Origin of the sequence: Herbiconiux sp. A18JL235, assembly GCF_040939305.1 — a bacterium.
Classification (GTDB): Bacteria; Actinomycetota; Actinomycetes; order Actinomycetales; family Microbacteriaceae; genus Herbiconiux.
The window spans coordinates 3,068,163-3,088,800 of sequence record NZ_CP162511.1; the positions used below are offsets into that span (position 1 = coordinate 3,068,163).

At 69.1% G+C, this 20,638-nt stretch carries 19 protein-coding genes; 14 read left to right on the forward strand and 5 right to left on the reverse strand.

Going from position 1 to position 20,638, the window contains the following annotated elements:
- Nucleotides 1–3 precede the first annotated feature (3 nt).
- From ABFY20_RS14330 to ABFY20_RS14340, 3 genes are all read left to right on the forward strand, one after another.
- Nucleotides 4–531 carry a MarR family winged helix-turn-helix transcriptional regulator gene (locus ABFY20_RS14330; RefSeq protein ID WP_368496904.1) on the forward strand — a complete coding sequence of 176 codons (528 nt, stop codon included), beginning with the start codon at nt 4–6 and terminating at the stop codon, nt 529–531.
- Nucleotides 532–624: 93 nt separating this feature from the next.
- Nucleotides 625–1,728 carry a type I restriction endonuclease gene (locus ABFY20_RS14335; RefSeq protein ID WP_368496905.1) on the forward strand — a complete coding sequence of 368 codons (1,104 nt, stop codon included), beginning with the start codon at nt 625–627 and terminating at the stop codon, nt 1,726–1,728.
- A gap of 8 nt (nt 1,729–1,736) precedes the next feature.
- Entirely contained in the window at nt 1,737–2,207 is a 471-nt protein-coding gene (locus ABFY20_RS14340; RefSeq protein ID WP_368496906.1) for a hypothetical protein, read from the forward strand.
- Between the two features lie 31 nt (nt 2,208–2,238).
- Here ABFY20_RS14340 and ABFY20_RS14345 read toward each other — a convergent pair whose 3' ends face one another.
- Genes ABFY20_RS14345 through otnK form a run of 3 tightly spaced genes read right to left on the reverse strand, consistent with a single transcriptional unit; the run spans nt 2,239 to nt 5,047 of the window.
- Complete coding sequence (locus ABFY20_RS14345; RefSeq protein WP_368496907.1) at nt 2,239–3,054, reverse strand: DeoR/GlpR family DNA-binding transcription regulator; 816 nt, start codon at nt 3,052–3,054, stop codon at nt 2,239–2,241.
- Nucleotides 3,055–3,080: 26 nt separating this feature from the next.
- Nucleotides 3,081–3,770, reverse strand: a complete 690-nt coding sequence (locus tag ABFY20_RS14350) for a class II aldolase/adducin family protein (RefSeq protein WP_368496908.1) — start codon at nt 3,768–3,770, stop codon at nt 3,081–3,083.
- Complete coding sequence (gene otnK, locus ABFY20_RS14355; protein ID WP_368496909.1) at nt 3,767–5,047, reverse strand: 3-oxo-tetronate kinase; 1,281 nt, start codon at nt 5,045–5,047, stop codon at nt 3,767–3,769. The genes ABFY20_RS14350 and otnK overlap by 4 nt, the downstream gene beginning before the upstream one ends.
- 157 nt (nt 5,048–5,204) lie before the next feature.
- Here otnK and ABFY20_RS14360 point away from each other — a divergent pair, with 157 nt between their 5' ends.
- From ABFY20_RS14360 to ABFY20_RS14370, 3 genes are read left to right on the forward strand one after another with little or no spacing between them, the layout of a single operon-like run.
- Nucleotides 5,205–6,524: a homoserine dehydrogenase gene (locus tag ABFY20_RS14360; RefSeq protein WP_368496910.1), complete on the forward strand. Its 1,320-nt coding sequence runs from the start codon at nt 5,205–5,207 to the stop codon at nt 6,522–6,524.
- Nucleotides 6,521–7,507: an amidohydrolase gene (locus tag ABFY20_RS14365; RefSeq protein WP_368496911.1), complete on the forward strand. Its 987-nt coding sequence runs from the start codon at nt 6,521–6,523 to the stop codon at nt 7,505–7,507. The genes ABFY20_RS14360 and ABFY20_RS14365 overlap by 4 nt, the downstream gene beginning before the upstream one ends.
- 2 nt (nt 7,508–7,509) lie before the next feature.
- Entirely contained in the window at nt 7,510–8,880 is a 1,371-nt protein-coding gene (locus tag ABFY20_RS14370; protein WP_368496912.1) for an MFS transporter, read from the forward strand.
- On the opposite strand, the gene ABFY20_RS14375 is transcribed toward ABFY20_RS14370, so the two are convergent.
- Nucleotides 8,852–9,703, reverse strand: a complete 852-nt coding sequence (locus ABFY20_RS14375) for a hypothetical protein (RefSeq protein WP_368496913.1) — start codon at nt 9,701–9,703, stop codon at nt 8,852–8,854. The two genes, ABFY20_RS14370 and ABFY20_RS14375, sit on opposite strands and share 29 nt — an antisense overlap.
- A gap of 112 nt (nt 9,704–9,815) precedes the next feature.
- Here ABFY20_RS14375 and ABFY20_RS14380 point away from each other — a divergent pair, with 112 nt between their 5' ends.
- Nucleotides 9,816–11,390 (forward strand): hypothetical protein, encoded by a 1,575-nt coding sequence (locus ABFY20_RS14380; protein ID WP_368496914.1) that lies wholly within the window; start codon nt 9,816–9,818, stop codon nt 11,388–11,390.
- A gap of 88 nt (nt 11,391–11,478) precedes the next feature.
- Here ABFY20_RS14380 and ABFY20_RS14385 read toward each other — a convergent pair whose 3' ends face one another.
- On the reverse strand, nt 11,479–12,426 hold the full coding sequence (locus ABFY20_RS14385) for an NADP-dependent oxidoreductase (protein WP_368496915.1): 948 nt from the start codon (nt 12,424–12,426) through the stop codon (nt 11,479–11,481).
- Between the two features lie 90 nt (nt 12,427–12,516).
- Between ABFY20_RS14385 and ABFY20_RS14390 the strand changes: the two genes are divergently transcribed.
- From ABFY20_RS14390 to ABFY20_RS14420, 7 genes are all read left to right on the forward strand, one after another.
- Nucleotides 12,517–13,017 (forward strand): MarR family winged helix-turn-helix transcriptional regulator, encoded by a 501-nt coding sequence (locus tag ABFY20_RS14390; protein ID WP_368496916.1) that lies wholly within the window; start codon nt 12,517–12,519, stop codon nt 13,015–13,017.
- Nucleotides 13,018–13,235: 218 nt separating this feature from the next.
- Complete coding sequence (locus ABFY20_RS14395) at nt 13,236–14,318, forward strand: sugar ABC transporter substrate-binding protein (protein WP_368496917.1); 1,083 nt, start codon at nt 13,236–13,238, stop codon at nt 14,316–14,318.
- Nucleotides 14,315–15,835 carry a sugar ABC transporter ATP-binding protein gene (locus ABFY20_RS14400; RefSeq protein ID WP_368496919.1) on the forward strand — a complete coding sequence of 507 codons (1,521 nt, stop codon included), beginning with the start codon at nt 14,315–14,317 and terminating at the stop codon, nt 15,833–15,835. The genes ABFY20_RS14395 and ABFY20_RS14400 overlap by 4 nt, the downstream gene beginning before the upstream one ends.
- 46 nt (nt 15,836–15,881) lie before the next feature.
- Entirely contained in the window at nt 15,882–16,967 is a 1,086-nt protein-coding gene (locus ABFY20_RS14405; protein WP_368496921.1) for an ABC transporter permease, read from the forward strand.
- A 42-nt stretch (nt 16,968–17,009) separates the two neighbouring features.
- The gene (locus ABFY20_RS14410) at nt 17,010–18,020 is read left to right on the forward strand and encodes a LacI family DNA-binding transcriptional regulator (protein WP_368496922.1); all 1,011 of its coding nucleotides are present in this window, start codon (nt 17,010–17,012) and stop codon (nt 18,018–18,020) included.
- Nucleotides 18,017–18,961, forward strand: coding sequence for an aldo/keto reductase (locus ABFY20_RS14415; protein ID WP_368496923.1), 945 nt, complete (start codon nt 18,017–18,019; stop codon nt 18,959–18,961). Before ABFY20_RS14410 ends, ABFY20_RS14415 begins: the two co-directional genes overlap by 4 nt.
- Nucleotides 18,958–20,610, forward strand: a complete 1,653-nt coding sequence (locus ABFY20_RS14420; RefSeq protein WP_368496924.1) for a GMC family oxidoreductase — start codon at nt 18,958–18,960, stop codon at nt 20,608–20,610. The genes ABFY20_RS14415 and ABFY20_RS14420 overlap by 4 nt, the downstream gene beginning before the upstream one ends.
- Nucleotides 20,611–20,638 lie beyond the last annotated feature (28 nt).

Here is a 20,638-nt window from a genome sequence, read left to right on the forward strand (position 1 = left end):
CCCGTGGAGAATTCCCGCCCCGCACGCCGGCGCCCGTCGCCCACCTCGCACGACCTCCGGGTGTGGCGCGATTTCGTAGAGGCCGGTGCGCGCATCCGCTCGCTGCTGGCCGCGCGACTGCAGGCTGAGTCGGGTGTGTCGGCCGGCGACTACTCGGTGATGCTCGCCCTCTCGGAGGCACCCGAGAAGCGGATGCGCTCCTCCAAACTCGCCGAGACCGTCGGTTGGGAACGCAGCCGACTCTCGCATCACCTCGGCCGCATGGAGAAACGCGGGCTCGTCTTGCGCGCGCCCTCCTCTGCCGACAGTCGCGGGGCCGAGGTCACGCTCACCGCGGAGGGCGCCTCGCGGTTCAGGGTGGCATCGGTTGCCCACCTCCGCGCGGTGCAGGAGCTGTTCGTAGAGGCATTCGAGTCATCGTCAGAGGCCGACCTCGACGCCGTCGAAGCGACGACCGCCGCGCTCAGGCGCCACCTCGATGGGTTCAGCCGACGCGAGCCCCACCCCGACGAGGAGTCACGGTTCAATTGACAAGGCCCGCCCCACCCCCGAAGTAGGGGTTCCTTGCCTGCCCCAAAATCGACACTCGTCCACTAGCGTCAGTGAAGAGTTCAAGGGGGAGCAATGGAGTTCGAAGAACGTCTCGTCGCTTTGGCGGCCAAGGTGCAGAATCAGCGTGAAGCAATTCAAACCGAAGAGGCCACCAAAAACGCCTTCGTCATGCCATTCATCTCGACGATTCTCGGCTACGACGTGTTCAACCCACTGGAGGTCGTTCCGGAGTTCACCGCCGATGTAGGCGTGAAGCGTGGAGAGAAGATCGACTACGCAATCATGCGCGAGGGCGAGGTTCAGATCCTCATCGAGTGCAAGACGGCTACGGGCCAGCTGAAGATCGAGCATGCGTCCCAGTTGTTCCGCTACTTCGCTGTGACGAATGCGCGGATCGCCGTCCTCACCAACGGCGAGGTTTACAACTTCTACACCGACCTGGATGCCCCAAATCGAATGGACGAGAAGCCCTTTCTCGTTCTTGATCTTTCCGACATCGACGAGACCACCATTCCCGAGTTGAAGAAGCTCACCAAGGACGTTTTCGATCTCGACTCCGTCATCAGCGCCGCAGAGGAACTCAAGTATGTCGGCGCTCTGAAACGCGAGATTGCCCAGCAGTTCAGGGAGCCGTCGGACGAATGGATCAAGTTCTTTACCTCTCGCGTGTATGAGGGCGCATACACACAGAAAGTACGGTCGCAATTCACGTCGCTCGTGGCCAAGGCTGCGCGTCAGTTTCTCAACGAGCGGGTCAATGACAGGTTGAAGACCGCCCTTGGTGCGACTGCTCTGCCAGTGGCGACCTCCGGCTCCGGCACACCACCCGCCATCGAGAGCCAGGCCGTCGTCGAAAGAGACCTCGTTCACAACAGCGACGAGGTTGAGACGACGCTCGAGGAACTGGAGGGGTACCAGATCGTCAAGGCCATCGCCTGCTCGGAGGTGAAGCCCCATCGTGTGGTGCATCGAGATGCGAAGTCGTATTTCGCAATCCTGCTCGACGACAACAACCGCAAGCCCATCGCTCGCCTGTGGTTCAACGGTAAGAAGCAAAAATATCTGGGGCTGTTCGACGCAGAGAAGGTCGAAACCAGGGTCGCCATCGAGTCCTTGGACGAGATCTACGAACACGCGGACGCAATTCGAGCATCAGTCCGCCGCGGCGCAGAGTAGGCGCAGCAGTGTGGGACTCCTTTTGGACCGATGTGCTGGTGGCTGTCATTGCAGCCGCACTCACAGGGGCTATCGCCTACGTCACCTACAAAGTGAGCTTTCGGCGGGTCGAACGCCAGGCGGTCAGCGCGTTGATTCGTCAGCTCAACGAACGGCGGGCGTTCTATCCGGTCAGTGATCCATGGGAAGTGCCCAATGCCCGGACGTCGGACGACTACGAGCGGGTGTCAGCCAGTGTGGTGTCGGCGCGCCGTGAGATAGATAACACTCGAAGGTCCGTCGGACAACGAGAGATCGAGAAGTCATTGACCTCGATGAAACGCGCCTGCAATCGGTACCTAGAACGCAGTGCAGCGACACCCGATCGGTACGTGATCCTGCTCATGGAACTTCGCACTGAACTAGCGAAAGAGATACGGTCGATGCGTTCCGTCCGTCGCGGGTTACCCGAGGGCGAACCTGGAGACGGGGCTCTCTGACAACGAGTCGCCGCAACGCGACTCTCCCTACTCAGCCGGCGGCGCGGGCCGCCTCGCCCGGGTCGGCGAGCACCAGGGCGGCGCCGTGCTCGCGGATGCCCGCGGCGGCGGCGTCGCTGAGGGCGGTGTCGGTGATGACCACGTCGACCTCGTCGAGCCCGAAGATGCGGTAGCGGCCGAAGGTGCCGTACTTCGACGCCCCCGCCACGAGCACCGCCTCCGAGGCCACCTCGAGCGCCGCCTTCTTCAGCTCCACTTTCGACTCGGCGGGGGTGGTGACGCCGCGCTGCAGATCCCACGAGCTCGACGAGAGGAACGCGACATCCACCGACAGCTCCCGCAGCGTCAGCGCGGCAAGCCGCCCGACCGTCGACTGGTTGGCCTTCTCGACCCGGCCGCCGAGGGCGATGATGTCGACCGTGGGGTGGTCGAGGAACGAGCTCACCACGGCGAGGTCGTTCGACACCACGGTGAGGTCGGCGACCCCGTCGAGGTAGGGGCGCATGGCCTGGATGGTCGTGCCGGCATCGAGGAAGACGGTCATCCCGTCGCTCACCAGCCGGGCGGCCTCGCGGGCCATCGCATCCTTCTCGATGAGATCCTGGGTCGACTTCTCCAGTCGCGACGGCTCGACCGACAGCCTCGACGAGATCTTCGCCCCACCGGGCGTCGCCAGCACCCGGCCGGCCGCCTCGAGCGCGGCGATGTCGCGACGGATGGTCATCTGACTCACCCCGAGCAGCGCCGTGAGCTGGTGGTAGCTCATCACCGACTCGCGCCTGAGGTGCTTCACGATCAGCTCGCGCCGCTGATCGGGGATCAACGGCGTCTCATCCGAATCGGACACGGCACCTCCTTGTCGACGCGACCAGCTTAGGGCGTGCCCGGCGCGACCGCGGTCGACCACGGCGTGCCCCACTTCTCGCTCAGCGCCACCACATCGGCGGGCGGCAGAACCCGCCGCGGGCGACCCTCGGTGAGCAGCGCGATGCGGCACGCCTCCTCGAGCTCGATCGCGGCCTCCACCGCGGCCTGCGCGTCGACCCCGCTCGTGATCTGCCCGTGGTTCGACAGCACCGCCGCCTGGAACGGGAAGTCGAGAGCGCCGACGAGCTCGCCGAGCTCGGGGCTGCCGGGAACCCGGAACGGGATGAGCGGCGCCTGCCCCACCCGCATCACGAAGTACGGGGTGAGCGGCGGCACGGCGCTGAACTCGCTCCACGGCTCGAGGCACGACAGCGCGACGGCGTGCGGCGAGTGCACGTGCACCACCGCGGTGTGCGACGGGTTCTTCGCGTAGAACGCGAGGTGCAGCGAGGTCTCCTTCGAGGCGCGCGGCCCGTCGAGCCGCTCCCCCGAGCGATCGAGCACCGCGATGTCGTCGCGGGTGAGTCGACCGAGGTCGGTGCCGGTGCCGGTCGCGTAGACGAGGTCGCCGCTCCTCACGCTGAGGTTGCCGCTCGAGCCCGGGCTGATGCCCGCCGCCGCGATGCGCGCACCCATCGCGATGACCGTGTCGCGCAGATCGAGCAGGGTCACTCCGGGAACGGATGCGTCGGTCACGACAGTGCCTCCCAGGCCGAGATGAACAGGTCGTCGGCGCCGAAGTTCCCCGACTTGAGGGCGAGCGCCACCTCGGTTCCGGATGCGCGGCCCGCCCCGCCGCCCGCCTCACCGGTGCGCGTGAGCGACCAGCAGACACCGGGAGCGAGCTGCGGGCCGATGAGCAGCCGCGCGCAGCCGAGCGCCGTCGCGACGGCACCGGAGGTCTCGCCGCCCGCCACCACGATGCGGCGCACGCCGAGACGCTCGACCGCCTCGACCACCACGCGCGAGAGCACGGCCTCCACGGCCTCGGCAGCCGTGGGCCCCGCGGCGGCCTCACCGGCCCGGATGTCGTCGAGCGTCGCCACGGAGTACACGACCGGCACGGCCTCCTCCGCGAGCCCGGCGAGCCACTCAGCCACCTCGCCCACGACGGCATCCGGTGCCGCGATCGCCCGGTCGACGTCGAGCTTGAAGCCCGCTGCGCCGGAGGCAAGCGCGTGGGCGATCTGCGCCCGCGTCTTCGCCGAGGCACTTCCGCACACCACGAGCCGCCGGCCCGCCGGCGCGTCGAAGCGCTGCGAGGCGGGGTCGTGCTCTCCGCGCATCCCGAACGCCAGCCCGGCGCTGCCGGAGAGCACGCGCCAGTCGCGGGTCGCCGCCTGCACGGTCTGGAGCTCGGCGTTGGTGGTGGCGTCGACGACGAGGTACGCGGCGGAGGAGGCGTCGAGGGCCGCACGCACCGCATCCGGGCCCTGCCGCACCACCTCGACCGGCACCTCGCCGATCGTGCGCGTGGTCTGCGGCTGCAGGATGCTCGCCACCCGCGACTCGGTCATCGGCGTGAGCGGGTGGTGACGCATCGGGGAGTCGCTGAGCGGCTCGCCGTTCACGAACAACTCGCCGTGCACGACGGTGCGCCCGTTGTCGGGAAAGGAGGGGACGACGACGGTGCGGCGCTCCCCCACCTCGTCGAGCACGGCGTCGAGCACGGGCCCGATGTTGCCCGCGGGCGTGGAGTCGAAGGTGGAGCAGTACTTCACGAAGTACTGCTCCGGGTCGAGCGCGGCCAGGCCGCGGAGCGCGGCGAGCGACTGAGCGATGGCGTCGGCTGCGGGGATCGTGCGGGTCTTGAGCGCCACGACGACGGCGTCGAGCTCGGCGAGGTCGTCGGTCGCCGACCTCAAGGCGTCGGCACCCAGCAGCACCGCGACCCGGAATCCGCGCTCGCGCAGCGAGGTGGCGAGGTCGGTCGCTCCGGTGAAGTCGTCGGCGATGGCGCCCAGACGCAGCAAGGGGACTCCTCTTCGAGATGGCGGATGCACGGGTTCGGCTCCGCCATCTCATCACATGTGAATCGATGTTGCAAAGTTTGAAAATTTGTTGCGATCGTGTGTATGGTGGGCCAATCGTCAGATCGACCGCGTGGAACGAGCCGCGCAGATGGGACCAATGGTGACCTCCCCCGTGCACCCGCCGCAGCCAAGCACCCCTGTGCGCGTCGCCCTCACCGGAGCGCGCGGCGGGTTCGGCCGCACCTTCCTGGCGCAGGTGCGCGCGGTGCCGCGCCTCGTGGTGACCCAGCTGATCGACCCCGACACCGCGGGCGTTGCGACCATGCTCGACGAGCTCGGGTTCGGGGTCGACGCGCGAGAGCGAGCCGCCCTCGTCGCCTCCGCCGACGCCGTCGACTGGGCCGACATCGACGTGCTCGTCGAGGCCACCGGCCGCATCGACGCCGGCTACGACTACGCCTCCACCGCCATCGCGCACGGCGTGCACGTGGTGATGGTGAGCAAAGAGGTCGAGTCGCTCGCCGGCGTGAGCCTCTCCGCCGCCGCCACCGCGGTCGGCGTGCGCTACCTCCCGGGCGACGGTGACCAGCCCGCGAACCTGCTGCGCCTGCTCGACTGGGTGGAGCGCACCGGCCTCGAGGTCGTCGCCCTCGGCAAGTCGGGCGAGTACGACCTCGTGCTCGACCCCGCGGCAGGCACCGTCACCCAGCTCGACGAGACCGTCGACACCCCCGACCTCCCCGGCCTGCTCACGCTCGGCGACGACGTGACGGCGACGCTCGCGGCACGAGCATCCGCCGTCTCGGCACTCAAGCGCTCGGCCGCCGCCGACTCCTGCGAGATGGCCGTCGTCTCCCTCTACTCCGGCGCCCACGCCGACGTCGAGGCGCTCCACTACCCGGTCGCCCGCCCCGACGAGCTCGCCGACATCTATGCGGCTCGTGCCGACGGGGGGATCCGGATGCGCGACCGCGTCGTCGACGTCTTCTCCATGCTCCGCCTCCCGGGCGAGGCCAGCTTCGCCGGCGGTGTGTTCGCCGTCGTGCGCACGAACGACCCCGTCACGTGGCAATTGCTGCGCGGCAAGGGGCACATCGTCTCACGCTCGGGCGAGTACGCCTGCCTCTACTGGCCGTATCACGCGATGGGGGTCGAGACCGTTCTGACGGTGCTCGACGCGTTCGACGGCACCGCGCCGGCGCGCACGCCCCGGCAGCACACCGTGCTCGCCGCGCGCGCCGCGGCACCGCTGTCCGCGGGCACGCGGTTCCGGGTCGAGGGGCATCACCACGAGATCGCCGGGGTCGCTACGGCGATCGTCGACCGCGAGGTCGCGGCCGGGGTCGCTCCCTACTACCTGCTGAGCGGCGCGGCGCTCACGCGCGACGTCGCCGAGGGCGAGCTGATCGAGCTCGCCGACCTCGACGAGATGCCGGCCGGGGCGCTCGGCGCCTTCACCCAGGGGTTCGCGCTGTGAACGCCGAGACCCTCCAGCGCGAGCTTCTCCCCGAGGGCTACGACCTCCGCATCCTCGACGCCCACCACCACTTCTGGAACCTCGAGAGCGAGGGCAGCTGGCCCTGGATCCAGCACGAGTACAACCCCGACTTCTTCCTCGGCGACTACAACGCCATGCGCCACACCTTCCTGCGCGAGCAGTACCTCGAGGCGACCCGCGGCTGGAACGTCGTCGGCACCGTGCACTGCGAGGCAGAACGCGCGCGTGACGAAGAGGTGGCCGAAGACGAGTTCCTCGGGTCGCTTCACGACGAAGACCCCTGCTTTCCGGCGGCCGTCGTCGCCCACGCCTCGTTCTTGAGCGACGACCTCGACGAGGTGCTCGCGGGGCATGCCGCGCATCCGCTGGTCAGGGGCATCCGGTCGAAGCCCGTCATCGCCTCCCACGCCGCGGGCGCGCGGGCGGGCGCGGTCGCGGGCCGACCCGGGTCGCTGCAGGACGAGCGCTGGGCCGCGGGGCTGCGGAAGCTGCCGGAGCACGGGTTCTCGTACGACCTGCGCGTGCCGTTCTACCACCTCGCCGAGGCAGCCGACGTGCTGGCAGGCATCCCGGGTCTTCGGGTCGTCGTCAACCACTGCGGCCTGCCGCTCGACCGTAGCGACGAGGGCCTCGCCGTCTGGCGCGACGGGATGCGGCGGCTCGCCGCCCTGCCCGACGTCAGCGTGAAGGTGTCGGAGCTCGGCCTCTACCGCAACGTGTGGAACCGCGACTCGAACATCGCGGTCGTGCGCGAGACCCTCGAGACCTTCGGCTTCGACCGCGCGATGTTCGCCTCGAACCTGCCCGTCGCCACCCTGACGGCACCCACCTTCGACGATGTGATGGAGGTGATGCTCACCGGCGCTGCCGGAGCATCCGTCACCGAGCTCGACCAGCTGTTCCACGCCACGGCCGCGCGGGTGTACCGCGTGAGCCTCCCGAACCCCACCACAGAAAGCTGACCATGACCACTGTCAACGACGACAAGCTCTTCCGCAAGGTGATGCTGCGCGTCCTCCCCCTCGCCATGCTCGGGTTCTTCCTGTCGTACCTCGACAGGGTGAACATCGGCTACGCGCAGGAGACGATGAGCGCCGACCTCGGCTTCTCCTACGCCGTCTACGGCCTCGGTGCCGGCCTGTTCTTCGTGGGGTACTTCATCTTCGAGATCCCCTCGAACCTCATCCTCGCCCGCGTCGGCGCCCGCAAGTGGATCGCCCGCATCATGATCACCTGGGGCATCATCTCCGGGCTCATGTTCTTCGTGAACAGCGAGTGGCTGTTCTACCTGCTGCGGTTCCTGCTCGGTGTGGCCGAGGCGGGCTTCATCCCCGGCATCCTGTTCTACATGGCGTCGTGGTTCCCGCCGAGCCGCCGCGGCCGTGCCTGGGGCATCTTCTACATCGCCCTCGCCTCCTCCGGCCTCATCGGCGGCCCCGTCTCGGGCGTCATCCTCGCCAACATGGACGGCATCGGCGGGCACGCCGGCTGGCAGTGGCTGTTCTTCATCGAGGCCATCCCCACCGTGCTGCTCGGCATCGTCATCCTGTTCGTGCTGCAGGAGGACTACCGCACCGTGAAGTGGCTGAAGCCCGTCGAGAAGGACCGCCTGGGCGCGCTGCTCGCCGCCGAGGCGCCGGCCGGCGGCCACACGCCGCTGCGTCAGGTGTTCAAGAGCAAGCTGATCTGGATGCTCACGGCCGTCTACTTCTCCTACAACTTCGCGCTCTACGGCATCAGCTTTTGGCTACCGAACCTCGTCGGCGAGCTCGGCTTCGCGGGCCCCATCGCCATCGGCTTCATCTCGGCGATCCCGTCGCTGGCGGCGATCGTGTCGATGGTGACCTTCGGCTTCCTCTCCGACCGCGCGGGCGAGCGCAAGAAGTTCATCGCCGCCGCCTTCGTGCTCTCGGCGATCGGCTTCGCGCTGTGCATCGTCGCGGGAACGTCGAACCCCGTCCTCGGCGTCATCGGGCTGTCGCTCGCCAACGCGGGTGCCCTGTCGATCCCGGCGATCTTCTGGAGCTTCCAGACCTCGATGCTCGCGGGCACCGCACTCGCCGGCGGCATCGCGCTCATCAACTCGACCGGAAACCTCGCGGGCTTCGCCGCCCCGTACCTCATCGGCGCGGTGAAGGACTCGCTCGGCTCGGCGACCGTGGCGCTCTACATCACCGGCGGCATCATGCTGCTCGGGGCGGTGCTGGTGCTCACCATCAAGCGCAGCGGGCGGGTGCCGCGCGAAGACGACGTGACGCCCGTGGCCGGCATCGGGTCGGATGCGGCTCCGGATGCGGCGTCGGAGCTCAGACCACAGGCAGGTCGGGCCCGGTGAGTCGCTGCAGCGAGCCGCCGCTGATGTACGACAGATAAGGACGCAGGGTGCCCGTGCCGGTCGGTTGGTCGGCACGGGCGATGGTGAACAGCTTCAACCGCGGGGTGTCGGTGTAGTAGTAGTTCACCGAGCCGAAGTTCGTCGACGAGAACTGCGTGGTCGACGAGACGTTCGTGAAGCTGCCCGACCCCGTGGGCTGGATGATGAACGACGCCGGCGACCCGAACTGCATCGGGCCCGGGTCGAAGGCGAGAGTCGCCTGTCCGCCCGGCGCGATCGAGGGGACGTTCCACGACCACTGCGCCTGCGACGGGTTGTTGAGCAGGATCGGCCAGTCCACCACGAGCGGCGCCGCGGGCGCCTGCGGCGACGGGGAGGTCGTGGCGAGCACCGTCGTCGAACCCGGCATCAGCTCCGCGGTCGAGAAGGTGACCACGGCCCCCGGCGTCGTCTCGCCCGGGGCGAGGGTTCCCGCCCAGATGAAGATGACGAGCGAGCCGGCGTTCTGACCCTGCTGCCACCCCTCCCCGACGATCGACACGTTCACCGTGAGCTCGGCCGGCTGAGTCACGTTCACGACGACGGTGTCGAGCGGGCCGGTCGTGGTGTTCGTCACCGAGAGCGTCGACGTGGTCATGCGCACACCCGTCGAGGGAATGGATGCGGTGCTCGCCGACCAGGCAGGCGTCGCTTCGCCCGCGGTGCTCGCCGCAGCGGCGGGTGCCGCGGCAGCGGCCACCACGACGGGTGCCGCCCACGCCGCGCCCAGGATCGTGCGGCGCTGCACGCCGAGTCGCACGTCGTGCCGGTCGAATTCACTCATGGCCTGTCCCCGTCCCCCGCGGTCCCGTCAAGAGTATGCGAGGGATGCGCGTGAGGGAATCGCAGGCGTCACCTCAGACAACGCTGATGTACGTCGGGTAGCTTCGCTGCTCGTGTCGGAGTCAGAAGAGCACGAGAGCGTCGGGCGTCACGAGAGCGCGGCCGCGCGACCGGTGTCGCGCGCCGCAGGCATCCGCGTGCGTGAAGCCGATCTCGGGGCGAGCACGCCGATCGGCGGCGGCCCGGCCACCGAGGTGCACCGCCTCGACAGCTTCACTGTGCCCGGGCACCGCGGCGGGCTCGCGTTCGTGCGGTTCCGCGACGTCGAGGCTCCGTTCTGGAACTCGGCGACCCTCGCCCGGCTCGTCGCCCTCCGCTGGGCGCTCGACGCGGGCGACCGGGCGACCCTCGACGGGGTGGCGGCGTGGCCGCTGGCCGTGGTGGAAGGCGACGACGGGGCGGCCGTGGGGTGCCTCGTGCCGTTGGCCGCGCATCCGTTCTACTTCGTGCCCGCCGAGGAGCGCGGGAGCAAGTCGCCGCAGCACGCGCGCTGGCTGGTGAGCGCGCCGAAGCGGGCGCGGCGAGCCGGTGCCGCACCCGTGTCGGAGCGCGACCTGCTCACCCGCATCACCGTGCTCGCGCGGGTGTGCGTGCTGGTCGAGCTGCTGCACCGCAACGACGTGGTGTTCGGCGACCTCAGCGAACGGTCGGTGCTTTACGGAGTCGGCGAGGTGGCAACGGCGTTCGTCGTCGGATGCGAGGGCGCCGCCTTCGCGGGCGACGAGACACTGCAGCGCAACAGCGCGGGCTGGGCGGCGCCCGAGGCCTACGGCGAGGCGGATGCCGCGCTCACGACCACCCCGTCGGTGCAGACCGTCGCGACCGACCGGTACAAGCTCGCGCTGCTCATCCTGCGCGTGCTCGCGCCGGCGGGCGAAGGGCTCGAGCGCAGTCGCGACCCGGAGCGCCTCCGCACCGTGCTCGACGCGACCGGAGTGCAGCTGATGACGGATGCGCTCGCCGACGACCCGGCGCACCGCCCGACCGCCGCCGAGTGGTACGGCTACCTGAGGGGGGTGCTGCTCGAGAATCTCGCGGCACCCGTCATCCGGAGCGTCGAGGTGAGCCCCGCGCTCGTGGCGGAGGGCGACGAGGTGCGGCTCGAGATCTCGGTGTCGGGTGCCCAGCAGGTGACGATCGAACTGCCGGGTCGCGCGTTCATCACCCGCGAGGTGTCGCGGCGCGTGGTGTCGGAGCGGTTCACCGCGCGGCAGAGCGGGCGCATCAGCGTGCGGGCCCGCAACGCCCACGGCGAGGTCGAGGTGCTGTCCGATCCCGTGCGGGTGCTGCCCGTGCCGACGCCCGGGCGGCTACCCGTGGCGACGGTCGAGGTGCCCGGGTCGCTCGGCGTGCTTCCCGACCTGGCGCCGTTGCAGGCGGGGCTGGGCATCGCATCCGGAGCCGAGTCGGATGCGGGCGGCTCGCCCTACGAGCGCATGGCGGCCCTCCGAGCCCGCCTCGACGCCGACGCGATGCCCCTGAACGACGTGCTGCGCATCGGGCTCGAGGCCGAGCGCGCCTCCCGCGACCACGCTGCGCTCTTCCCCTCGTTCGAGAGGTTCCTCGGGGAGCTGCTGCCCCCGGGCGGGCCCTCTCTCCCCCCTGAGGCGCGGGGCCCGCGCACTTAGGGGCTGCGCCCGCGCGTTGGTCGCGCAATCTGCTCGCATTTCGCGGAATGGGAGCTTTTTGCGCGACCAACGCCTCGCGCGAACCACCTCAGTCGACCGTGGGGAGCACGACGACCTTGCCGCGGAGCGTTCCCGCCGTGGCCTCGGCGTGCACGGCCGCGAGGCCCGAGAGGGTGACGCGGCGCGCGACCTCGACGCGCACGGCGCCGGAGTCGACGAGCGAGGCGATCTCGGCGAGCTGGGCTGCGTCGCTGCGCACGTAGACGACCACAGAACGGACGTTGCGTGCCTCGTCGTCGGGGGCGGGCATCCAGGCCGTCGTGCTCACGACCACCCCGCCGTCGCGCACGCGGCCCACCAGGGCGGTGAACTCGTCGGCCTCGAAGGGCGCGAGGTTGAGCAGCACGTCGACCGGGGCGTCGAGCGCCTCGACCGACTCGAGCACCGAGGATGCGGTGTGGTCGATCACCTCGTCGGCCCCCGCCGCGCGCACCGAGGCCGCCGAGCGCGGGCTCGCCGTGGCGATGACGTGGGCGCCGGCGCGCTTCGCGAACTGCACGGCGAAGCCCCCGACGGTGCCGCCGGCGCCGGTGATGAGGATGCGCTGGCCAGCAGCGAGACCCGCCTCGTCGAACAGGGCCTGCCACGCGGTGAGTGCGACCGACGGGATCGCCGCCGCGTCTTCGAGTGCGATCGAGGTCGGCGCCGCCACCAGGGCCTCCGCCGGAGCGACGACGAACTCCGCGGCGGCACCGGGCGCCGTCATGGGCAGGAAGCCGATGACCGCGTCGCCGACGGTGAGCCCGTCGACGCCCTCGCCGAGAGCGTCGACGGTGCCGGAGACGTCGTAGCCCGGGGTGTGCGGCAGGGTAACGGGGATGGGCAGGAAGCCCGCCCGGATCCCGTTGTCGGCCGGGTTGAACGCCGACGCGGCGACGCGGAGGCGCACCTCGCCCGCACCCGGAGCGGGAGTCTCGACGTCGTCGATCTGCAGAACCTCGGGGGCTCCGTGCTGGTGGAAACGTGCTGCCTTCATGATGGTGTCCTTTCGTGGATTTGCTTCGATCTCGAAGCATCTGTCTCGACTGTAGCAGTGCTTCAATATCGAAGCAAGTAGAATGGGCACATGACCGACGAGTCGACCGATGCAGCGCTCGATCCCGCCGAACTCGGCGCTTACTTCGCTCTCATCGAGGTGAGCAGCCTGCTGCGGCATGCCGTCGAGCAGCAGCTCAAGGAGGCGGGCGACCTCAGCTACGTGCAGTTCCAGCTGCTCGCCACCCTCGGCGACTCCCCCGACGGCAGCAGACGGATGACCGACCTCGCCGACGGGGTCGTCTACAGCCGGAGCGGCCTCACCCACCAGGCGGGGCTGCTCGAGAAGGCCGGGCTGGTGACTCGCGCGCCGTCACTCGAGGACGAACGGAGCGTGACGGTGACGATCACGCAGACCGGTCGCGACCGGCTCGCGACGGTGTTTCCGGGGCACATCCAGGTGCTGAAGAAGCTGTTCCTCGCGCCGATCGACGCCGACGACGTGGCCGAGCTCGGGCGCGCACTCTCGGTCGTTCGCGACCACATGAGGTCGAACCCGCCGCGCTCCGCGGCGCCGCGCCGCCGGCGCTGATCCACCGCCTGCGAGGCGGTGACGTGCGCTCGCGCCTGAGTGACCGGTAACTCACAATCGCTCTCCCGCCGGGTGGAGCCCCGACAAGGCGACAGATGCGCTGGTCATGTTTTTGATAGTGCGCTAACATCACAGCATGATCCGTCAGCCTCCGACGGCGGAGGCGCATCGGTGACCACCGATCCCCGACGGATGAGATCACACGAAGGAGTGTCCTCATGATCACGTCATCCCGACGCCGGTTCACCGGCCGCCTCGTCACCGGCGCCGCAGTTCTCGCCGTGTCAGCCCTCGCCCTCACCGGGTGCCGCGCCGGCGGCGGCCCCGCCTCCGACGAAGACAAGGCGAGCGGCGACGGCCTCGTCATCGGCTGGAGCCAACGTGGCATCAGTGGCAGCGACTGGTGGAAGACCCTCGTCGAGGGCGGCCAGGCCGAGGCCGACAAGATCGGCGCCCGCATCGAGCTTCTCGACGCCAACGGCGACACGGTGCGCCAGAACGCCGACGTCCAGACCCTCATCACCAAAGGTGTCGACGTCGTCGTCATGAACGCCAACGACCCGATCGGTGTCGGCCCGTCGGTTCAGGCGCTGAAAGACGCGGGCATCCCGCTCGTGACCGTCAACTCGAACCTCGACGAGAGTCTCGTGCCCGACATGTTCTGCTACGTCGCCGAAGACCAGGAGTACACCGGCTCGCTCGCCGGCGAGGTGGCCGCGAACAAGGCCCTCGAGAAGTTCGGCGACACAGGCCAGATCAAGATCGTCGGCATCGGTGGCTTCCCCGGCGACGTGCTGAGCGATCTGCGCTTCAACGGCTTCATGGAGGGCTACCAGAAGGTGATGGATGCCCACCCGGGCATCCAGACCACGAAGCTCGACACGAAGTACGGCGAGTGGAAGCCCGACAAGGCCCTCGCCCCCATCCGCGACGTGGCCACCGCGAACCCCGACCTCAAGATCGTCTACAGCATGAGCGACGTCATGAACGGCGGCGTGGTGCAGGGCCTCCAGCAGGCGGGCATCTGGGGCGACGGCATCATCCTCGCCAGCTACGACGGCGGCATGGTCTCGGTGAAGGAGATGATGGACGACCCCACCGGCCCGCTCCAGGCCACCGCCTCCAACCAGCCCTGGGACCAGGGCGCCACCGCCGTGAAGATGGCCCTCGCCGCCTTCAACGACGACCAGTCGCAGTGCCCCGACAAGACCCTCTACATCGACACCACCGTCGTCACCCCCGAGAACGCGGCCGACTACTACGTGGCCGACGACACCTACGTGAAGGCGAACGAGGAATGAGGGGCGGCCCGATCGAGCTCGAGCTCGACGGCATCACTAAGGGCTATCTGGGCGTTCAGGCCCTGAAGGGCGTGACGTTCTCGGTGACGAAAGGCTCGATCCACGCCCTCGCCGGCCAGAACGGCGCGGGTAAGTCGACCCTGGTGAAGATGCTTTCGGGAGCCGAGACCCCAGACGGCGGCACCATCCGCCTCGGCGGGAAGGATATGCGCTTCCGTGAACCGACGGATGCACAGAACGCCGGCATCCACACCATCTACCAGGAGCTCTCGCTGGTGCCCTCGCTCTCCGTCGCCGAGAACATCTTCCTCGGCCGCCTCCCCCGCCAGGCGGGCAAGGTCGACTGGGCGCGAATGTACCGCGAGGCTCAGGATGCGCTGGCCAGGGTCGGTTTCGACCTCGACGTGCGCGCACCGGTCGGCAGTTTCTCCACCGCGGAGCAGCAGGCTGTCGAGCTGGCGAAGGCGCTGCACAAAGACGCCAGGGTGCTTCTGCTCGACGAGCCCACCTCCACCCTGCCGAGCCCCGACGTCGAGAAACTGTTCACGGTGCTGCGGTCCCTCGCCGCCGAGGGGGTGACGCTGCTTTTCATCTCCCATCGCATGGACGAGGTGTACTCGCTCTGCGACGCGGTGACCGTGCTGCGCGACGGGTCGACCGCCGCGGAGTTCGACACCGCGGACTCGGCCCCCTCCGACGTGGTCACAGCCATGGTCGGCAAGAGTCTCGAGGGGTCGATCGCCGAGACGGCACTGCGAGGCGAGCGTTCGCCGCGCCTGGGTGTCGGCCGCGGTGACGAGGTGATCCTCTCGGCCGACCACCTCTCCGACGAGGGTCACGTCGACGACGTGTCGTTCGAGCTGCGGCGCGGCGAGGTGCTCGGCATGTCGGGGCTCATCGGGAGCGGCCAGTCGGAGCTGGCCGGCCTTCTCGCCGGAGCCCGGCGGCGCGCATCCGGTTCCATCCGCATCGACGGCAGGCGGGTCGATCTCTCGGCACCCCGCGACGCCATTCGGCGGGGGATCGGGCTGCTCCCCCAAGACCGGAAGACGGCCGGCTTCGTGCCCGACCTCGGGGTGGCCGCAAACATCACACTCGCGAGCCTGCCCGCCTTCAGCCGTCTGAGCGTCATCGACTCCCGCCGCGAACGCCGGGTCGCCGCCGATATGGTGACGCGGCTCGGCATGAAGGTGTCGGGGGTCAACCAGCCCGTCAAGACCCTCAGCGGCGGCACACAGCAGAAGGCCATCCTGGCGCGCTGGCTGGTGCGCAAGTCGCGCATCCTCATCTGCGACGAGCCGACGCGCGGCGTCGACGTGGGCGCGAAGGAGGACATGTACGAACTCCTCCGCGACTACGCCCGCGGCGGCGGCACCGTCATCATCGCAAGTTCCGAGATCACCGAGGCGATGATGTGCGACCGCGTGCTCGTGATGGCCCGGGGAAAGGTCGTCGCCGAGCTCGACCACGACGAGATCGACCCGCAGGGGAAGGCGATCCTCAGCCGGTTCGCCTGAGCCCCACGACTCACCACATCCACTCCTGAGAAGAGCGAAGAAGCCCATGTCCCAGAACACCCTCCGGCCACCGGTCGGGAACTCCACCGCCGCTACACCGCCCGAGCCCAGCACCGCGAACCGGATGCGCAGCCTCGGCAAGCGCCTGCTCGGCAAGAGCTACCTGCTGCTGGTGCTGCTCGCCATCATCATCGTCGGCTACTACGTCTCGGCCGACTTCCTCACCCTGAGGAACGCCGAGAACGTCATCGCCGCCGCCTCCATCGTCGCCGTGCTTGCAGTCGGCCAGTTCTTCGTCATCCTCACCGGAGGCATCGACCTCTCGGTGGGCTCGATCCTCGCCATGTCGACGGTGATCGTGGCGCTCACCCTCCAGACAGGCATGTCGGCCGGTCTCTCGGTGGGCGTGACGCTGCTGTGCTGCGCCGCCGCCGGGTTCGTCAACGGCCTGCTGGTGGTGTGGCTGCGCATCCCTCCCTTCATCGCCACGCTCGCCATGATGAGCGCCGTCAAGGGCTTCAGCTACATCATCCAGTCGACGAGCCTCATCCAGATCCTCGACGACGCGTTCATCCAGGCCTTCTCGAGCGGCACCGTGCTCGGCGTGCGCAACCCGGTCGTCATCTTCATCGTGGTGGCGGTCATCGCCGCCCTGGTGGCGAAGTTCACCACCTTCGGCCGCTCGCTCTACGCCATCGGCGGAAATCCCGAGGCGGCACGTCTCTCCGGCCTCCCGGTGGCCCGCAACCTCATCATCACCTACACCCTCTCCGGCATCCTGGCCGGCCTCGCCGGGCTCATCGCCGCCGCCCAGCTGCGGCAGGGCAGCTCGCTCATCGGCGTCGGCTACGAACTGGACGCGATCGCCGCGGTGGTCGTGGGCGGCGCGTCGCTGATGGGCGGCAAGGGCGACCCGGTGAGCGCTGTGATCGGCGTGTTCGTGCTCGCCACGATCATCAACATCATGAACCTCGTCGGAATCTCGTCTGAGCCGCAGCTCGTCATCAAGGGCGCGGTGATCGTGATCGCGGTGTTCCTGTCGAGCGCGGGAGGAGTGCAGCGCATCTCGCGCTTCTTCTCGAAGCTCTTCGGCGGCCGGGGCCCGGGCCGGCGCGCGGCGCTCGCCCGCTGAGCCATGGCGCGCGAGCAGCCCGCGACCGGGAGAAAGGTCAGGATGATCGACGTGGCGAGACTCGCCGGTGTCTCCCACCAGACGGTCTCGCGTGTTCTCAACGGCTCCGACAGCGTCACCCCCGAGATGCGCGAACGCGTCGAGACCGCGGTCGACCGGCTGCGCTACCGCCGCAACCCGGCGGCCAGGGCCCTCGTGACCCGGCAGAGCATGAGCATCGGCATCGTGAGCTTCGGTCTCGCGCAATTCGGTCCCTCGGTCGCCCTGACCGGCATCGTCGACGAGGCGAGACGGGCGGGCTACGCCACCAACCTGGTGAGCCTCACCGCACTCGATCACGGCGCGATGCAGAACGCGCTCGACCACCTCATGGCCGACTCGGTCGACGGCGTGATCGTGCTCGCCCCGTTGGAGGCCGCCTTGGTCGCGATCGGGAGTCTCTCCCCCGAGGTTCCGCTCGTCGTCTTCCACCCCGGTGGCCCGGCGACGCTCGGTACGATCGCCACCGACGAGGTGGCAGGTGCGCGGCTGGCGACCGTGCACCTCATCGAGCTGGGGCACGGCACGGTGCACCACGTGTCCGGTCCCCCTGGGTGGCTAGGAACCGCCGCTCGGCTCGAGGGCTGGCGGGGTGCGCTTGCCGACGCCGGCCTGCCCGCGCACCCGCCGGTCGAAGGCGACTGGACCTCCGAGTCGGGCTATGACGCCGGCATTCGTTTCGCCGACGACCATGCCGTGACTGCGGTGTTCGCCGCCAACGACCAGATGGCGCTCGGGGTGGTGCGCGCCCTCGTCGATTCCGGAAGACAGGTGCCGGGCGAGGTCTCGGTGATCGGGTTCGACGACGTTCCCGAGTCGGCGTTCTTCAGGCCCGCACTCTCGACCGTGAGGTTCGACTTCAGCGAGGTGGGCCGTCAGGCGGTCGACCACGTGCTCGAACTCATGGCCGGGCGCCAACCCGCGGCACCGCGCCCGGTCGCACCGCAGCTTCTGGGGCGCACCAGCACCGCGCCCCCACCGCGAACCAACGAACAGAGAAAGAAGAGATCATGACAACCCTCCGACCCCTCGGCCGCACCGGCTTCTCGGTGTCGAGCGTGTGCGTGGGCACCAGCGCCCTCGGCAGCTTCCCCGCCCAGTACGGCTATGAGGTCGACGAAGACACGGCGGTCGCCACCATCGAGCGCGTCTTCGACGGCCCGTTCACCTTCGTCGACACCAGCAATGAGTATGGCGGCGGCGACAGCGAGCGTCGCATCGGCACCGCCATCCGCCATCGCGGCGGCGTGCCGGAGGGCCTCGTCGTGGCCACCAAGGTCGACCCGCTGCCCGGCTCGACCGACTTCTCCGGCGATCGCGTCAAGCGATCGGTCGAGGAGAGCCTCGAGCGGCTCGGCCTCGAGCGTCTGCAGCTGGTGTACCTGCACGACCCCGAGAAGATCTCGTTCGAGGAGGGTGTCGCGGCGGGTGGCCCGGTCGAAGCGCTCATCGAGCTGCGCGATGCCGGGGTCATCGAGAGCCTCGGCGTGGCCGGCGGCCCCATCGATCTCGAGTTGCAGTACCTCGACACGGGGGCGTTCGACGTGATCATCAGTCACAACCGCTTCACCCTCGTCGACCAGACCGCAGAGCCGCTGCTCGACCGGGCCGCGCGCGACGGCGTCGCCGTCGTGAACGCCGCGCCCTTCGGCGGCGGGATGCTCGTGAAGGGCCCGTCGGTGGTGCCCACCTACTGCTACGCGCCGGTGTCCGACGCGACTCTTGCGCGCGTGCAGCGCATGGAGGACCTGTGCCGGGAGCACGACGTGCCCCTCGCGGCCGCGGCCCTGCAGTTCTCCGTGCGAGATGAACGCGTCACCTCGACCATCGTCGGAATGTCGCGCCCGGAGCGGGTCGACGCGACCGTCGAGCTTCTCGAAACCCCCATCCCCGAAGACCTCTGGAGCGAGCTCCTCGAGCTCGCCCGCGTCGGACAGAACGGAGTCGAACGATGACCAGGAAGAAGAACCCCGAACCCGTCGACGTGGTGATCGTCGGCGCCGGTGCCGGCGGCGCCACCGCGGCCAAGGTGCTGAGCGAGGCCGGCCTCACCGTGGTGGGCCTCGAGCGCGGACCGTGGCTGAAGCCCGAGCACGCCTCCGGCGACGAATTGAAGTTCCTCAACCGCAACTTCATCTGGCAGGACCCGAAGCTGAAGCCCCGCACCTACCGCCAGAACGATAGCGAGGAGGCGGTGGTCACGAACTTCTCCGCGACCCCTCAGGTGGTCGGCGGCGGCACCACGCACTGGGGCGGGATGGTGCCGCGCATGACCCTCAACGACTTCAAGCTGCGCAGCATCCACGGCGACGTGCCGGGCGCGAGCCTCGTCGACTGGCCCATCAGCTATGACGAGCTCGAGCCGTACTACACCCGGGTGGAGTGGGAGTTCGGCACTTCGGGTCTCGCTGGGGCGAACCGCTGGGAGGCACCCCGCAGCAAGGGCTACCCCACCAAGCCGTCTCCGCTCAGTCAGATCGGCCGCACCTTCGCGACCGCGATGGACAAGCTCGGTCACGGCACCTTCCCCATGCCGCAGGGCATGGTCACCGAGCCCTACCGCGGCCGCCAACCGTTCAGCGAGAACGGCTTCTGGCAGCAGTACCCCGATCCGGGCACCGGCAAGTCGTCGACGCTCATCAGCTTCATCCCCGACGCGATCTCCACCGGCCGCTACGACCTCCGCTCCGACTGCTACGTGAGCGAGATCCTCGTCGGCGCCGACGGCAGGGCGACCGGGGTGCGCTACCAGGACGAAGACGGCGATGAGTTCGTGCAGTACGCCAAAGCGGTCATCGTCTGTGCGGGCGGCATCGAGACGCCGAGGCTGCTGCTCATGTCGAAATCGGCGCAGCATCCCGACGGCCTCGGCAACGGCAGCGGACTCGTGGGCAAGAACGCGACTTTCCACCAGTACTCGTTCTCGGTGGGCCTGTTCGACCGCGAGGTGCACGACCCGCTCTACGGCTGGGCCGGGCACTACATGAGCCTGTGCTCGTTCGACTTCTACGAGACCGACGAGAGCCGCGGGCACATCCTCGGCTCGCTCATCTTCCCCTCGATGATCGGGCACCCGGTGAACTGGAGCTTCCCCGGCCGCCCCACCTGGGGCGCCGCCGCGAAAGACGCCGACCGTGAGTTCTTCAACCACAGCATGAAGATCGGCATCCTGCTGCACGATCTCCCGGTCGAGAGCAACCGGGTCGACCTCGACCCGACGGTGAAGGATGCGTGGGGCCTGCCGGTCGCCCGCATCACCCATACACCCCATGCGAACGACTTCGCGCAGGAGCGCTGGCAGGTGAAGAAGAACGGCGAGATCCTCGAGGCGGCCGGCGCCTCCCGTGTCGTGCCGGTGAACATGGAGCGCATCACGGGCAACACCTCGCACGAGCTCGGCACCACCCGCATGGGCGACGACCCCGCCACCTCGGTCGTCGACCGCTGGTGCCGCTCCCACGAGGTGCCGAACCTTTACGTGTTCGACGCCAGCTTCTTCCCCACCGCCACCGGCATCAACCCGGCGCTCACCATCATGGCGAACGCCTGGCGCTGCGCCGACCGCATCCTGCAGGTCGACCGCCACGGCTGGACCACCGACTGACGACGACACCGACTGACGACACCCCGAA